General features: G+C 63.3%; 11 protein-coding genes. 10 read left to right on the forward strand and 1 reads right to left on the reverse strand.

The window, feature by feature from the left end; genetic code table 11:
- The first annotated feature begins 225 nt into the window (after nt 1-225).
- The 5 genes from ABI582_RS02025 to ABI582_RS02045 all read left to right on the forward strand — a co-directional run bounded on the left by ABI582_RS02025 (nt 226) and on the right by ABI582_RS02045 (nt 8,567).
- Nucleotides 226-1,377, forward strand: a complete 1,152-nt coding sequence (locus ABI582_RS02025; protein ID WP_234225674.1) for an LLM class flavin-dependent oxidoreductase — start codon at nt 226-228, stop codon at nt 1,375-1,377.
- 18 nt (nt 1,378-1,395) lie between these two features.
- Nucleotides 1,396-2,460 carry an ABC transporter substrate-binding protein gene (locus ABI582_RS02030; RefSeq protein ID WP_338746893.1) on the forward strand — a complete coding sequence of 355 codons (1,065 nt, stop codon included), beginning with the start codon at nt 1,396-1,398 and terminating at the stop codon, nt 2,458-2,460.
- Nucleotides 2,457-3,515, forward strand: a complete 1,059-nt coding sequence (locus tag ABI582_RS02035; protein ID WP_016486035.1) for an ABC transporter substrate-binding protein — start codon at nt 2,457-2,459, stop codon at nt 3,513-3,515. The genes ABI582_RS02030 and ABI582_RS02035 overlap by 4 nt, the downstream gene beginning before the upstream one ends.
- A gap of 298 nt (nt 3,516-3,813) precedes the next feature.
- Nucleotides 3,814-6,057 (forward strand): TonB-dependent receptor, encoded by a 2,244-nt coding sequence (locus ABI582_RS02040; protein WP_442118254.1) that lies wholly within the window; start codon nt 3,814-3,816, stop codon nt 6,055-6,057.
- Nucleotides 6,058-6,119: 62 nt separating this feature from the next.
- Nucleotides 6,120-8,567 carry a TonB-dependent receptor plug domain-containing protein gene (locus ABI582_RS02045; RefSeq protein WP_442118255.1) on the forward strand — a complete coding sequence of 816 codons (2,448 nt, stop codon included), beginning with the start codon at nt 6,120-6,122 and terminating at the stop codon, nt 8,565-8,567.
- Between the two features lie 66 nt (nt 8,568-8,633).
- On the opposite strand, the gene ABI582_RS02050 is transcribed toward ABI582_RS02045, so the two are convergent.
- Nucleotides 8,634-11,054 carry a hypothetical protein gene (locus tag ABI582_RS02050; RefSeq protein WP_442118256.1) on the reverse strand — a complete coding sequence of 807 codons (2,421 nt, stop codon included), beginning with the start codon at nt 11,052-11,054 and terminating at the stop codon, nt 8,634-8,636.
- Between the two features lie 278 nt (nt 11,055-11,332).
- Here ABI582_RS02050 and ABI582_RS02055 point away from each other — a divergent pair, with 278 nt between their 5' ends.
- The 5 genes from ABI582_RS02055 (at nt 11,333) to ABI582_RS02075 (ending at nt 15,298) form a co-directional block, all read left to right on the forward strand.
- Nucleotides 11,333-12,085: an ABC transporter permease gene (locus tag ABI582_RS02055; RefSeq protein ID WP_338746888.1), complete on the forward strand. Its 753-nt coding sequence runs from the start codon at nt 11,333-11,335 to the stop codon at nt 12,083-12,085.
- Nucleotides 12,086-12,095: 10 nt separating this feature from the next.
- A complete protein-coding gene (locus tag ABI582_RS02060) occupies nt 12,096-12,851 on the forward strand; it encodes an ABC transporter permease (protein ID WP_442118257.1) in 756 nt (251 codons plus the stop codon).
- An 11-nt stretch (nt 12,852-12,862) separates the two neighbouring features.
- The gene (locus tag ABI582_RS02065) at nt 12,863-13,648 is read left to right on the forward strand and encodes an ABC transporter ATP-binding protein (RefSeq protein WP_063422865.1); all 786 of its coding nucleotides are present in this window, start codon (nt 12,863-12,865) and stop codon (nt 13,646-13,648) included.
- Between the two features lie 151 nt (nt 13,649-13,799).
- Nucleotides 13,800-14,333, forward strand: a complete 534-nt coding sequence (locus ABI582_RS02070; protein WP_338746886.1) for a sigma-70 family RNA polymerase sigma factor — start codon at nt 13,800-13,802, stop codon at nt 14,331-14,333.
- Nucleotides 14,330-15,298 (forward strand): FecR domain-containing protein, encoded by a 969-nt coding sequence (locus tag ABI582_RS02075; protein WP_442118258.1) that lies wholly within the window; start codon nt 14,330-14,332, stop codon nt 15,296-15,298. Before ABI582_RS02070 ends, ABI582_RS02075 begins: the two co-directional genes overlap by 4 nt.
- Nucleotides 15,299-15,354 lie beyond the last annotated feature (56 nt).

Raw genomic sequence — 15,354 nt, forward strand, 5'->3', positions numbered from 1 at the left:
CAGCATTCAATACCTGTGAGGTACCTGTGGGAGCGGGTTCACCCGCGAAGAGGCCGGGCCTGTTCATGCTGCTACCCCAGCATCCATTGCTGCCCCACTGCTGCCACAGCAGCACCCCTCTCCCCGTCTGCTCCTCAAACCCCCGCCCCACAGGCCATGCAGCACGCATGGCACAGCCGTTGCACCTCCCTCCCCATCCGCACACCTCCCCCTTCAGGAGCCCCCATGACCACCGAATTCTTCTGGCGCCTGCCCTTGGGCACCGACGGCCCGCAGCTGTCCACCGACCGCCATAACCGCGGCAACCCCGCGCACCGCCCAGGCAACATCGCCCCCGGCCGCCTGCCCGATGGCCAGGCCGATGGCTTCACCTACATCGACTACATCGCCCAGGTCGCCAAGGCCGCCGAGCTGGCCGGGTTCGAAGGTGCGTTGCTGCCCACCGGCCCGGAACCGTGGATAGCCGCCGCCGCGCTGGCCCGCGAAACCCGGCGCATCCGCTTCCTGATCGCCTTCCAGGCCACCTGGACCCTGCCCGCCTACGCCGCCCAGCAGGCGGCAATCCTGCAGAACCTCAGCGGTGGCCGGCTGGACTGGAACATCATCACCGGCGGCAACCCGGCCAGCCAACGGGCCAATGGCGACTTCCTGGAGCATGACTTGCGCTACAAGCGCACCGGCGAATTCCTCGACGTGATCCAGGGCCTGTGGACGCAGGACAAGTTTTCCTACGAAGGCGATATCTACCGCCTGGAAAACGGCAGCCTGCCGCCGGGCCTGCAACACGAACGCAAACCAGGCGTGTACTTCTCCGGCTTTTCCGATGCGGCGCTGGACGTGGCCGCGCGCCACGCCGATGTGTACCTGAACTGGGCCGAGCCGATCGACAAGCTCAAGCCGCATATCGAACGCGTGCGCGAGTTGGCCGACAAGCAGGGCCGCACCGTGCGTTTCGGCCTGCGTGTCGACCTGTTCGCCCGCGAGACCGAAGAACAAGCCTGGCGCGAGCTGCGCCAGCAGTTCGAGCGCCTGGAAGGCAAGGCCAGCGCCAGCGCCAAGGGCTTTGTGACCGGCTCGGACTCTGTCGGCGGTGCACGCCAGGCGGCCTATCACCAAGGCTTGCAGGGCTTCGACGAACTGATCCTGGCGCGCAACCTGTGGGCCGGCTTCGCCAAGGCCAAGCCCGGCCCCACCGTGGGCCTGGTGGGCAGCCATCAAAATATCGCCGAACGCCTGGCTGAATACCGCGATGCCGGTTTCAGCACCTTCATCCTCGCCGCCAACCCGCACCTGGAAGAGGCCCTGCGCATCGGCCAGGAAGTGTTGCCGCTGGTGCAGCAGGCTGCCACCACCACCCCTTTGCAGGCCAGCGCCTGAACCCGACCGGAGCTGAACATGAGCCAACCCCTCGATACCCTGTGGTACACCCGCTGTCCGGTGCCCACCGGCCTGGGCATTGCCGTGCAGCAAGGCTGGCTGCAGCAAGACCTGGCCGGCCTCGGCACCCAAGTGCAGTCCCTGCGTGAAGCCGACCAGCAGGCGGTGCGCGAATCGCACTTCGACCACAGCCTGCTCAATTCGGTACGCCACGGCGGCAGCATTCCGGCCATCTGGGCCCGCGCCCAGGGCCGCGACACCCGGGTCATCGGCCTGTCGTGGGCCGATGAAGCGCAGTTGATCCTGACCCGGCCAGACAGCGGCATCCACACCGTAAAAGACCTCAAGGGCCGCCGCTTCGGCCTGCCCGACTGGGCCGCCGCACAGATCGACTTCACCCGTGCCCAGGCCCTGCGCGGGCTGGAAAACGCCCTCAAGCTCGCAGGCTTGCAAGTGGGCGACGTGGACTTGGTCAACTACCGCTACGACGGCACCTTCAGCGACCGCCCGGTGCGCAACGTGGCCGGCACGCCGGTGTCCAGCACCCAGAGCGAAGGCCGCAACCTGGAGCTGGCCGGCTTGCTGCGCGGCGAGGTCGATGCAATCTTCCTCAAGGGCGCCAGCGCCGTGCAGCTGGCCCACGCCTTTGCCCTGCACACGGTGATCGATACCGGCAGCCACCCCGACCCGCTGATCCGCAGCAACAACGGCACGCCACGCACCCTGGCGGTGGACAGCCACCTGCTGGCGCAGCACCCGCAAGTGGTGCGCACCCTGCTCGGCTCGGTGCTGCGCGCCGAACGCTGGGCCCACCAACACCCCGACGAAACCCGCCGCTACCTGGCGCGGGAAACCAACAGCAGCGAGTACTGGGTGCAAGTGGCTTACGGCGCTGACGCCCACCTGCGCCTGAGCACGCGCCTGGACGAGCAGGCCATCGATGCCTTGCAGGACTTTGTCGAGTTTCTCAAGCGCTGGCGCTTCATCCCGGCGCGCTTCGAGGTGCGCGACTGGATCACTCGCCAACCACTGGACCAACTGCTGGCCCCCCTCCAAATGGACAGGAAACCCGTTACCCCATGACCAAGCCCCTGGAAACGCTCTGGTACACCCACAGCCCCGTGCCCACCGGCCTCGGCATCGCCGTGCAGTCGGGGCGGCTGGCCGAGGCCTTTACGCCGTTTGGCACCAATATCCAGTCGCTGCGCGAGTCCAGCGAACGCGAGGTGCGCGAAGCCCACTACGACCATCACCTGCAGAACTCGGTGCGCCACGGCGGTAACATCCCGGCAATCTGGGCCTACGCAAGCGGCGTCGAGACCCGCGTGCTGGGGCTGTCGTGGAGTGATGAGGTGCAGTTGATCCTCACCACCGAAGAAAGCGGCGTACGCAGCATTCGCGACCTGAAGAACCGCCGTTTCGGCATACCCAAGTGGGCCAACGTACAGATCGACTTCACCCGTGCCCAGGCCCTGCGCGGGCTGGAAAACGCCCTGAAGCTCGAAGGCCTGGCGGTAGCCGATGTGGAGCTGGTCGACTACCCCTACGGCGGCACCTACAGCGACGACGCCAAGCAGCACCTGTACGGCGCCGAAGTGAGCCTGGACACCAGCCGCTTCAGCCGCCGCAACAATGAGCTCATCGGCCTGCTGCGTGGCGACATCGACGCCATCTTCCTCAAGGGTGCGCATGCGGTGCACCTGGCCCACGAGTTCGGCCTGCGCGTGGTGGTCGACACCGGCAGCCACCCGGACCCGTTGATCCGCAGCAACAACGGCACCCCGCGCACGCTGACCGTGGACCGGCACTTGCTGGAAAACCACTTTGATGCCAGCCGCACGCTGGTCGACACCGTGCTACGCACCGAGCAATGGGCCTGGGCTAACCCGGAAGAGACCCGGCGCTTTCTGGCGCGCGAGCTGAACACCAGCGAGTACTGGGTGGCAGCGGCCTATGGCGACGACGCGCACCGGCGCTTGCGCACAACCCTGGACAGCCGCTCGATCGAGGCGCTGCAGGACTTTACCGAGTTCCTGTTCAGGTGGGGGTTCATACCGCGGCGTTTCGATGTGCGCGAGTGGATTGATTTTCGCGTGCTGGAGAGTGTGATCGGTTCGACTTCGCGGTTGGCGGTTTGAGATTTTTGGGGCTGCTGCGCAGCCCTTTCGCGGCACAAGGCCGCTCCTACAAGGGCCTGGCTTACGCTGAACAATTGTAGGAGCGGCCTTGTGCCGCGAAAGGGCCGCAAAGCGGCCCCAGCAATCTCAGCCCCACCACTGCTGCCCCAGCAGCACCCGCCCAGCACCCCACTGCTGCCCAATCTGCAACACCCTCTCAAAACCCAAATAAAAACGTTAAATTTCAATGAGTTAATAACATGGCACAGTCCCTGCTCTAACTCTCCCCAACAACGCTTTACACTCGGGGAGATCCACCATGCACCAGCTCAATCCACTCGCCCGCCAGATCAGCCTCGCGCTGCTGCTGGCCGGCACCGGCAGCCAGGCCATCGCCGCCAACGAAGACACTAAAAACGAACCGGCCCTGGAAACCGTCACCGTCACCGCCCAGCACCGCGAACAGACCTTGCAGGAAGTACCGGTGGCCGTGTCGGCCATCAAAGGCACCAGCATCACCGCCGATGGCGTGCGCTCGATGGGCGACATCACCACCTTCGTGCCCAACGCCTCGGCCAAGAACCCCGACGGCGACGGCCGCCCGCGTTGGTACATCCGCGGCTTGGGCACCGGCGACACCGGCGCGGCGACGGTCTTCCCGGTGGGCATCTACGCCGATGACGTCTACCTCAACGCCCCCATCGCAGGCGGTGGGCCGCTGTTCGACCTGGAGCGCATCGAAATCCTGCGTGGGCCCCAAGGCACCCTGTATGGCAAGAACACCACTGCCGGTGCAGTGAACGTGATCTCGAAGAAGCCCACCTTCGACACCGACGGTTATGGCACCGTAGGCTTTGGCAGCAAGAACGAACGCATCGTCACCGGCGCCATCGGCGGCGCGCTGGTGGACGAAAAGCTGGCCGGGCGAGTGGCGCTGTATTCCGAGGAGCGTGACGGCTTCCAGAACAACGACTTCGACGGCAACACCTATGGCGATGTGAACAAGAAAGCCATCCGCCTGCAGTTTCTGGCCCAGCTCAACCCCGACCTGGACGCCCTGCTCAAGGTGCACAGCCGCCAGTTCAAGGGCGACGGCAGCAATGGTTCGCTGCCCGTAGGCCGCTACTACAACGTCGGCTACGAACGCCCGCATGGCCGCGACATCTCGCTGAACGTCAACGAAGACTACCGCCTGGACCACGACGGCGCCTCGCTGACGTTCAACTATTACCTGGGCGACTACACGCTGACCTCGATCAGCGCCTACGACTACATCCGCAACCGCTCCACCAGCGACGCCGACTATACCCCCTACGAGGTCAACGGCGCGTCGATCACCGACAACAGCTACCGCCAATGGTCGCAGGAGCTGCGCCTGGCCTCGCCGGAAGACCGCCCGCTGCACTGGCTGCTGGGTGCGCACTACTTCCACGAAGACCTCGACAGCTCGGCACAGCGGGTAGTAACCCCGGGGCCGACGCCCAACGGTACCGGCTCGAACCAGGTGGGCACCACGGCGTTCCGCGACATGGGCTTCGATCACCGCACCGACAGCTACGCGCTGTTCGGCAACCTGACCTACGACTTCACCGATGATTTCAGCGTCACCGGCGGCCTGCGCTGGACTCAGGAGAAAAAGGACATCGACCTGGACCTGGTGCAATTGACCCGCGCCACCGCCAACGGCCCGCTGGTTCCGCTGGGTGGCGTGGGCACCAACGGCAATCGCCAGGAAGACAAGACCTGGGAAGCCTGGACCTACGACCTGACGCCCGAGTACCGCATTAACGACAACCTGCGGGTGTTCTTCCGTTACGCCCACGGTTTCCGCTCGGGCGGCTTCAACACCGGGCTTTCGACCAGCCTGGCGCAGCTGACCACGGTCGACCCGGAAGAGCTGGATGCCTATGAGCTGGGGCTGAAGTCGGAGTGGTTCGACCGCCGCCTGATCGTCAACGCCAACCTCTTCTACTACGACTACTCCGACATCCAGGTGAACATGCTGACGGTGAACAATGGCGTGCTCACCACCGCACTGACCAACGGCGCCAAGGGCAAGGTCAAGGGTGCGGAGCTGGAGATCGAAGGCCAGCCGACCGAGCGCCTGCACCTGCGCGCGGCGGTGTCGTTCCTCGACACCGAATACACCGACTTCAAGAACACCAACCCCACCACTGGCGCGGTAACCGGCGATTACAGCGGCAACAGCTTCGTGCGTTCGCCGCGCAACGTGGTGTCGCTGGGTGCCGACTACACCATTCCGCTGGAAGTGGGCGGCAAGCTGGTGGCAGGGGGCGACGTGAGCTTCCGTGACAAGGAGTACTTCCTGGCCGACCGCCAGAGCAGCGCCGACGAAACCCTCAGCCAGCCCCACTACACGTTGGCCAATGCCCGCCTGAGCTGGTTCAGCCACGACGACAAGCTAAGCGTGACCGGTTTCGTCAACAACCTCACCGACCGCCGCTACCAGGTGCATGGCCGGCCCAACGGCACCGCCGGGCAGTACGTGATCACCTACGGCGACCCACGCACCGTCGGGCTCAGCGTTACCAGCCGGTTCTGATTGAACACCATTGGGGCCGCTGCGCTGCCCCACAGCATCACGCTGTATAAAAGGATTACTCCATGCCCCACCACACCCCCTTGGCCAGCGCCATCGCCCTGGCCATCGCCGGCCTCGCCGTGCCCGCATTCGCCGCCGAAACCGCCGACCGCCTCGACACCGTGGTCGTGGTCGGCACCCACCGCAGCGACGTCACTGCCCTGCAAAGCGCCGCCCCGGTCGATGTGCTGAGCGGTGAAAAACTCCAGGAAACCGGCGCCAGCGACCTGTCCGCAGCACTCACCGCGCTCTCACCCTCGTTCAGCTTCCCGCAGTCGCCCCAGGGCGCCTTTGCCGGGTCCATCGCCCAGGGCGCCTCGCTGCGCGGCCTGGCTTCGGATCAGGTGCTGGTACTGGTCAACGGCAAGCGCCGCCATACCAGCGCCAACGTCACCCGCCAGGGCCTGGTCAACGCCCGTGGCGCGGCAGCCGTGGACCTTAGCCTGATCCCGCTGTCGGCCATCGAACGGGTGGAAATCCTGCGCGATGGCGCAGCCGCCCAGTACGGCTCGGACGCCATCGCCGGGGTGATCAACATCGTGCTCAAGGAGCGCGACGAAGGTGGTAACGCCGGCTACCGCTTCGGCGGCTACAAGAAAGGCGACGGCCTGCAACGCAAGCTCAGTGGCTGGAAGGGCTTTGCACTGCCCAACGACGGCTTCCTGACCCTGGCCTTCGACGCTGGCAGCCAGGACCCCGCCAGCGACACCCGCGACGACAACCGCCTGTTCTACCCCGGTTCCACCAGCATCGACACCGCGCGCGAGCAGAACAACCGCTACCGCAACTGGCGCTGGGGCTCGGGCAATGTTTCGGACCAGTACAACTTCACCGCCAACGCCGAAATGGGTTTGAGCGAGGGGTTGAGCGCCTATGGTTTTGCCACCTATGCGCACAAGAACACGGATGCCGAGAACTTCTTCGACCCGCCCACCACGCTGCGCAACAACTACGGCAGTGTAGCCCTGGCGCGCTACCCGGACGGCCGCCTGCCGGTCACTCGCTACGGCCTGGAAGACTTTGCCGTCACCGGTGGCCTGCGCTTCGAGGACCAGGCCCTGGGCAAATTCGACCTGGCGCTGAACTACGGCAATAACCGTGTCGATTCCACCGACCGCGACGCCATCAACCCCAGCTGGGGCAGCGCCAGCCCGTCGACCATCTACACCGGCCGCCGCGAAGCCGACCAGACCAACCTGACCCTGGACTGGACCCGCGACTTCGCCAACGACTGGCTGTTCAAGCCGCTGACCGTTTCCGCCGGGCTGGCCTGGCGCCAGGAAAACTACGATCTCAGCCAAGGCGACGCCGCCGGCTGGTCAAACGGGGCGCTGTTCAACACCATCGACCCTATCACCGGCAGGCGCATACCCGGTTACTACTCGGGCATTACCCAGGTCGATGCCGTGTCGCTGGACCGCCGCGTGATCGGTGCCTACTTCGATGTCGAAGCCCAGCTGACCGAAAAATTCCAGGCGGGCGTGGCAGTGCGCAGCGAGCATTATTCAGACTTTGGCGATACCACCAACGGCAAGCTGTCGCTGCGCTACGACTTCACCCCGCAGATTGCCGCGCGCGCCAGCGCCAGTACCGGCTACCGTGCGCCTTCGCTGGTGCAGAGCGGGTTGTCATCGTTTAGCGTACAGGTGGTAGAACAGCCCCCAGGCAGTGGCAACTGGGTCGAGGTGCAGCAGCGCACCCTGCGTGCCGACAGCCCGGAAGCGGCCCTGCTTGGCGGCAAGGCGCTGAAACCTGAGGAATCGACCAACTTCTCCGTGGGCCTGGTCTGGCGGCCATTGCCCAACGCCTCTGTCACACTCGACGCCTACCGTATCGACATCGACAACCGCATCACCCTGTCCGATCAGCTGCCTGCGTCGGTGGTGGGCCCGATCTTCGCCGGTACCCCTTACGCCAACATCCAGAGCGCGGCGTTCTACACCAACATTGCCGACACACGCACCGATGGTTTCGAGTTGGCCGGGCATTACCAGCTTGAGGCAGGTCGCTGGGGGAGCGTGGACTTCAACGGGGGCTACGCGCGCAACAACACCCGTATAACCGGGCTGGATGATGTGGGCGGCATCCCCGGCAGCCAGATCATCGGCCGCAACACCCAGGGACTGATCGAAGACGGCACCCCCGAGGACAAGCTGACCCTCAGTGCCAACTGGCTGTATGACGGCTGGAGCGTCACCGTCGCCCAGCGCCGTTACGGTGAATGGAAGAACCGCAACGCCGCCAACCCCACGCTGGACCAGACATTCAGCCCGCAATGGGTGACCGACCTGGACGTGTCGTACCGTTTCGACCTGGGGCTGACTTTGTCGGCGGGCGCGATCAACCTGTTCGACAGCCACCCGGACAAAGCGAAGGGTGCACAGCTGTATGGCGTGCCCAAGTACTCCATCACCAGCCCGGAAGGGGCCCAAGGGGCGTTCTACTACACCAGCGTGAGTTACGACTTCTGATAGAAGCCCCTATGGCGACCTGCTCGGCGATTGGCTGCACAACAGCCCTCCCCGTGCAGGTTGTCATCATCTGCCAATGGCTTGGTCTGACTGAACCTTTGTGATGTCCCGATGTTCGGCAAGTGGCAAGGCCAGCAGGGCGTACCCTTCGAAAATACCGAAGTCACCGCTGTCATAGGTTGCGCTGATCAATGCGAAGCGGGCTGTATCGTCATTGCCCGGTGTGTAGACGCCAGCCGGGGCTTCACCTGGGCCATAGAGCACGTCCCAATTGATCTTGTCCGGCGCGACCACGTTTCCATTGACCCTCGCCTCCAGCACCGCCTTTGCACCTGCAGGGTCAACATTGGCGCTCACAGCCATAGGTATTTTCCTCGCCATCTCGGTGATCAGCACACACGTGCTGGTCTGTTGGCTTTCAGGGTCTTTCACCTGGACTTCTTCGACGACAAAGGCAACCGTGCCAGGGTCGGCTGGGCAAGTGACCGTCACGCTTTGGCCCTTGCCCAAGGCCTTGTTCTGGTACTGCCACTCCAATGCAGCGGCGTCACCGAGTGCCCAGGCATTGAAGTCGACCTTGCTGCCTGGCTGGGCAACCACGACCGAGGGGTTGGCCTGCAGCGTTTCGCGAACCACGGTAATCAAGGCCCTGGACTGAATTGCCGGGTTTAAAATACTGGTGGCCGTAACTAGCAATTGCGCGTACGGCTTTGTCATATCGCGGGCACGCGGCGCGGTAAAGAGCCCCAAGATGATGGAAAAGCGTGCACCTTCTGCCAGGCCGGACACTGCTTCAACGGACCAGCGCACAAGGCCCGACGCGGGCTCCGTCACAAATTTCCTGGTTGTACCTGCACGCAGGGAAGTTTCCATCGGGCTGATGGTGAAGTAGTTGGTAGCAGGGTTTACCAGGCCGAAATAAGCTGTGTCGAGCGGTACCGCGAGTCTTGTAGCTATGAGGGTGCGATGAAAATTAAACCTCAGAACATCGCGTGCTATTTTCGATGCGCCAGGCAATAAAACCAGGTCGTTTCTCAGCTTTCCTACCAGTAAACCCTGCAAAGAGGTAAAACCGACAGGCCAGAGACTGCTAACAGTCGCCCCGAGCTTGGTCGTCATATTGGCGATTGCCGGGTTCAGCACAAACGCGATCAAATCGTCGGCAGGATTCATGGTGTCACTTGCGCGGGGAGGGCTTATTGCGCCAAAAACCGGTTGAAAAGCCATGCGCTCGTTAAATTCATGCGATTCGCTAACCAGTTGTATTTTATCCTGACGTTCAAAACTGTAGACAAACTCTGCGTCATACTGGAAACCTGCCTGCACAGGCTTGTGGAAATCAGCCATGCCGTACCCTTCTCTGACCAGCCTCTCGCGTAGTACGCCTTTGAAGTCATCGATATCATCGCACCTGACCGTCAGGCTGCCACGTAAAGACAGGCTCATTTTCCACTGGTCACCCACCTTGCTGATGGACAACGCATCGCGCATGTTTATTCTGGCTTCATCAAACTCAAATTGCCCCTTAACAATCCACAAGTCGTTGTCAGATCCACGGGTAACCGCTTGCTCTTCCCTCCATTGCCTCGGCAATGAAATATATCCAGCCTTGCAAGAAACTGACGGCGGCTCATCACCGCGCCGGCGCCATTCAAAGTCAGCATCCGTGATTACGCTGCCCAAAGCGCTTACCAACTGAGCAAGCAACAGCCGCTCCGTATCGAATAGAATGGTTGCCGAATAGTGTCCGTCATTGGGTATCGCATACTTGTAATCCGCGCCCGGGTAGGCTCCTCCGGCCCCATCCTTCATGTCGACAAGCAGCACTACAGCACCTTCCACATCGGTGGGCGTCCTTCCCCGGGCCTGGGTACGCAGGCCGTATGAGACCGGTTGATGCAACTCGACATTGCGCTTTGCCAACTGGCCAATCGGAAACTGACGCTGTTCATCGGTCAGCGCTGAAAACTTCTGCCTGAAAAATTCGGTCAGCAGACGCGTTTCGCCGGCGTAGCACGGCATGGAAAAATTTTCAGTTCTACTGAGGTCAAGTTTTATCGTGTCATCTTCATCCACGCTGCCGCCCGATTCCTCCAGGTCGATATCCAGGCTCAGCGAAGCTTCTTGCAAGGGGCCCATCACATCCAGCTGACGCACATACCACTGATTGCCCTTGTTCATCAGCGAATACGCATTGGCTTCGGCAATTACCATTGGCATGTGCGCCTTGTGCCCGGCAAGCGCCACATCGAAAACCAGTCTCGGCAATGACAGATTGCATCTGGACAAGGCAAAACGGTAGTCAGCCCCATTGCTGATATACCCGGAAATGGATGGCATATCACTCGCCGTACCGAAGCGCCTGAACGACTCTTGCTTTAACATCGCATTGATCTTGCTTCCATCAATAAAAATCACCATGTCCCAGCCCAGAAGACGTGTTTTCTCAGCTAACCAACTAAGCAGCTCGGCGGTTGAATGATCCATGACTTTCTCCAGAGGGTGAGCTTTCGGCGCCAGACTCCCGACCGAGGGGCGGGGCAACAGCGCTTCATTTGAAGCGCACAGGGCCCTTGCTACAACTGGCAGTTTTGCCAGGTGCACGCCCCTGCGACAGTCGTCAAACTGCTGCAGTGCTGCTGCTGTAGCAGCACTTCGTTGTTGCTCCAGCACCAGCGCTTCCTGCCAGCTCCGCAGTCAGGGGGCCGGCCCCTTGGCACAGCTCTTGCGATAGAGCTTCGTCCCCTTCATTTCCAAGGCCAGCCATGCGCGCGCTCTCCCCTCTTTCCTGGCTCCTCTCGCCCTTGGCCCTGCTCGGCCTCTGGGCGGTGGTCGCCAATGCCGGGCTGTTTCCCGCCAACGTGTTGATCCCGCCACAAGAGGTCTGGCTCAGCCTTGCCGAATTGCTGAACACCGGCGAGTTACAGGAACATCTGACCGGCAGTCTGTCGCGGCTGGCACTTGGCTTTACCGGCGGTGCGCTGGCCGGCCTTGGCTTTGGTGCCGCACTGGCCTTGTCGAAAACCATAGAGGCCTACTGCGCCCCGCTGTTCCATACCCTGCGCCAAGTGCCCAGCATCGCGCTGATTCCGATGTTCGTGCTGCTGTTTGGCGTGGATGAGACCTTCAAGGTGGTCATCGTCGCCAAGACTGCGTTCTTCCCGGTGGCACTGGCCACCTGCGAAGGTATCCGCGCGATCCCTCGCAGCCATTTCGAAGTGGCTGCGGTATACCGCCTGCGCTGGCCCACGCTGGTAGGGCGGATCGCCCTGCCCGCTGCGGTGCCGGCGATCGTCACCGGCATACGTGTAGCCCTGACCCGCGCCTGGGTGGTGCTGGTGGCTTGCGAGCTGCTGGCGGCCGACAGCGGTCTGGGGCAGATGATCGAGATGGGCCGGCAGATGCTGCGCATCGATGTAGTGATGGTCGGGGTAGTGCTGACGGGGCTGATCGGCTTCACCCTGGACTTCACCCTGCGACGCGTGGAACGCCATTTGTCCGCCTGGCAAAGCCGTTGAGGAGGCTGTGATGAAACGACCTGATTTGCGTGGCCTGGTACTGCCGCTGTTGCTGCTCGGCGCCTGGGAGTACGCCTCACGCCAAGGTGCAGCCGGGGCCTACGCCTTCGTGCCGCTGGCGCAGGTGGGCACAGCACTGGCCGAACTGCTGGGCAGCGGTGAATTGCTGATCAACCTGTGGGCCAGCCTGTTGCGTACATGCAGCGGTCTGGCCATCGGCATTGTCGGCGGGGTCGGACTAGGTGCGTTGATGGCCCTGTCCACCCCCGCGAACCGCCTGATCGCGCCGCTTTTCCATGCCTTGCGCCAGGTGCCGATGCTGGGCTGGATCCCGCTGATCGCCCTGTGGCTGGGTAACGGCGAAAGCGCCAAGCTGCTGATCGTCAGCCTGGCGGCGCTGTACCCGATGGTACTCAACACCTTCGAAAGCCTGCGTCAGGTGGCTGGCCAACACCGCGAAGCGGCCCGGGTGCTGATGCTCGGCCGCTGGCAGCAGCTTTGGCTGATCCTGTTACCCGCGGCACTGCCAGGCATTGCCGCCGGGGTACTGCAAGCCTTGGCCTTTGCCTGGGTAACCTCGGTGGGCAGCGAGCTATTTTTGTCTGCCGGGGCCGGCCTTGGCAGCCTGATGATGAACGCCGAAGCCGCCGCGCGCATGGAGATCATCGTGGTCTGCGTGCTGTGCATCGGCCTCAGTGGCTACCTGATGTCCTGGCTGTGCACCCTGCTCACCCGCCGCCTGCTGCGCTGGCGCACCAACCATTGAAAGGCTCGACCATGAACGCCATCGCCCACGCATTACCCACCACCGCCAGCACTGGCGCGCTGACCATTCGCGGCCTGAACAAGGCATACCCGCTCAAGGGCAAGCATGTGCCGGTGCTCGAAGGCATCGACCTGGACATCCGCCCGGGCGAATTCGTCAGCATTCTCGGCGCCAGCGGCTGTGGCAAATCCACCCTGCTGCGGCTGATTGTCGGCCTCGACCAAGACTACCAGGGGCAGATCCTGCTGGACCGGCAACCCGTGCGCGGGCCGGGCCTGGAGCGCGGCATCGTGTTCCAGGACCACCGCCTGTTCCCGTGGATGACCCTGCAGCAGAACATTGCCCTGGCCTTGAAAAACCATGCGCTACCCGCGGTTGAGAAAAACCGCCTGGTGGCCGAGCACATCGAACTGGTGGGCCTGAGTGGTTACGAGCAGGCCTACCCGCACCAGTTGTCCGGCGGCATGGCCCAGCGCGCGGCAATTGCCCGGGCGCTCGTGAACAAGCCCAAGGTGCTGTTGCTGGACGAACCGCTCGGCGCGCTGGACGCCCTGACCCGGGTGCGGCTGCAACAGGAGTTGCAGCGCATCTGGGTGCAGGAGCGCTGCACGGTGATCATGGTGACCCATGACATCGAGGAAGCACTGTACCTGGGTGACCGGGTGATCGTGATGGACGCGCACCCAGGGCGGATTCGCGAGGATTTGCGCATTGACCTGCCGCACCCGCGCCAGCGGGACAGCCAGGTGTTGCAGGGGTACAAGCAGCGGTTGCTGGGGGAGCTGGTAGGGCATTGAAAGGGGTGAACTGAACAATTTGCCGGGGGCTGATTTGCAGCCCCCGGCACCATCAGAAATCGTAACGCAGGTTCAGGCTGGCATCCTGGCCCCTTGTCCCCCTGCCCAAGCACCACCATAATGATAAGAATTCTTATTTGAATCTGACTGTATGAAAAAGCCTTGCACGGATGCACACGCCCAGGTCGATGGCCTTTACCGTGACCACCACCGCTGGCTGCGCAACTGGCTGCAACCGCGGCTGACCTGCCGCGACCTGGCCACCGACATGGTCCAGGACGTGTTCGTGCGTATCCTCACGGCAGACAACGCGGCCGAGCGCCTGCACGCCGTGCGCGAGCCCAAGGGCTACCTGGCGACCATTGCCCGCCGCCTGATGATCGACCACTTCCGCCGTGCCCGCCTGGAACGGGCGTGGTTGCAAACACTGGCCGAACAGCCCGAGGCGCTGGATATCTCCGAGGAAGACCGCGCCGTGTTGCTGGAGACCCTGTGCGAGCTGGACACCATGCTGGCCGGCCTGGGGATGGAGGTACGCCGGGCTTTTCTGCTCTCGCAACTGGAAGGCCTGCCGTACAAGGCCATCGCCGAGCAGTTGGGCATATCGCTGTCCACGGTCAACCGGCATATGGCCAAGGCGCTGCACCACTGCCTGCTGTTCAACCTCGAGGCAAACCTGCAATGAGCGTGACCGATCCGCGCCAGCGCGAGGCACTGGAGCAGGCGGTGCAGTGGTACACCTTGCTGCAGAGCGGCGCGGCCAGGCCACAGGACCATCTCGGCTGGCAACACTGGCTGCAACAAGGCGCGGCCAACCAGTGGGCCTGGCAGCAGATCGAGCACCTGCAACAACGCCTGCAAGGTGTGCCCGCTGCCGTCGCCGGCCGCACGCTGGAGCTTGCCGGCCAGGCGCAGCACCACACCCGGCGCAGTGTGCTAAAGGGCGGGGCGCTGATGCTGGGCAGCAGCAGCCTGGGCTGGCTGGGCGTTCACCAGTTCGAAAACGGCGCTTGGCTTTCCGACTACCACACTGCGGTTGGCCAGCGACTGCCCGTGGCCCTCGCCGACGGTGGGCAGTTGATGCTGAACACCGACAGCTCGGCGGATGTCCGCTACGACGCACAACAGCGCCTGGTGCACCTGCGCCAGGGCGAGGTGATGGTCACCACCGCAAACGATCCTGGGGGCCGGCCCTTCTTCGTCCAAACTTCGCATGGCCGCGTGCAAGCCTTGGGCACGCGCTTTTCGGTGCGCCTGCTGCAGGGGCAGACTCAGGTCTCGGTCTTCGAGCACCAGGTGCGCATTACCCCCGCCCATGGGCACCCCCTGTTGCTGCAACCCGGGCAGTACTGCCGTTTCTCTGCTGCGAATGCCGGCCCGACACGTTCGCTGGCCGCCGCACAGGATGCCTGGACTCAGGGCCTGTTGGTGGCCAACGAACAAGCGCTGGGGCCGCTGATCGACGAACTGGCCCGCTACCGCCGTGGCTGGCTGCGCTGCGACCCGTCAGCGGCCGGGCTGCGCGTCAGCGGTACCTTCCCGGTGGATGACACCGACAAGGCGCTGCGTGCGATCGCTAGCGTACTGCCGATAGACATCGTGCAACGCACCCGTTACTGGGTGAGTGTGAACGCCCTGCACACGGGATGAAAAATTTTTTGCCCACCGATGAGATTTCTTCTCTTTCTCATACGACTCAGGGGTAA

The organism is Pseudomonas sp. SAS7 (genome assembly GCF_052112345.1).
Lineage (GTDB): Bacteria > Pseudomonadota > Gammaproteobacteria > Pseudomonadales > Pseudomonadaceae > Aquipseudomonas > Aquipseudomonas putida_Q.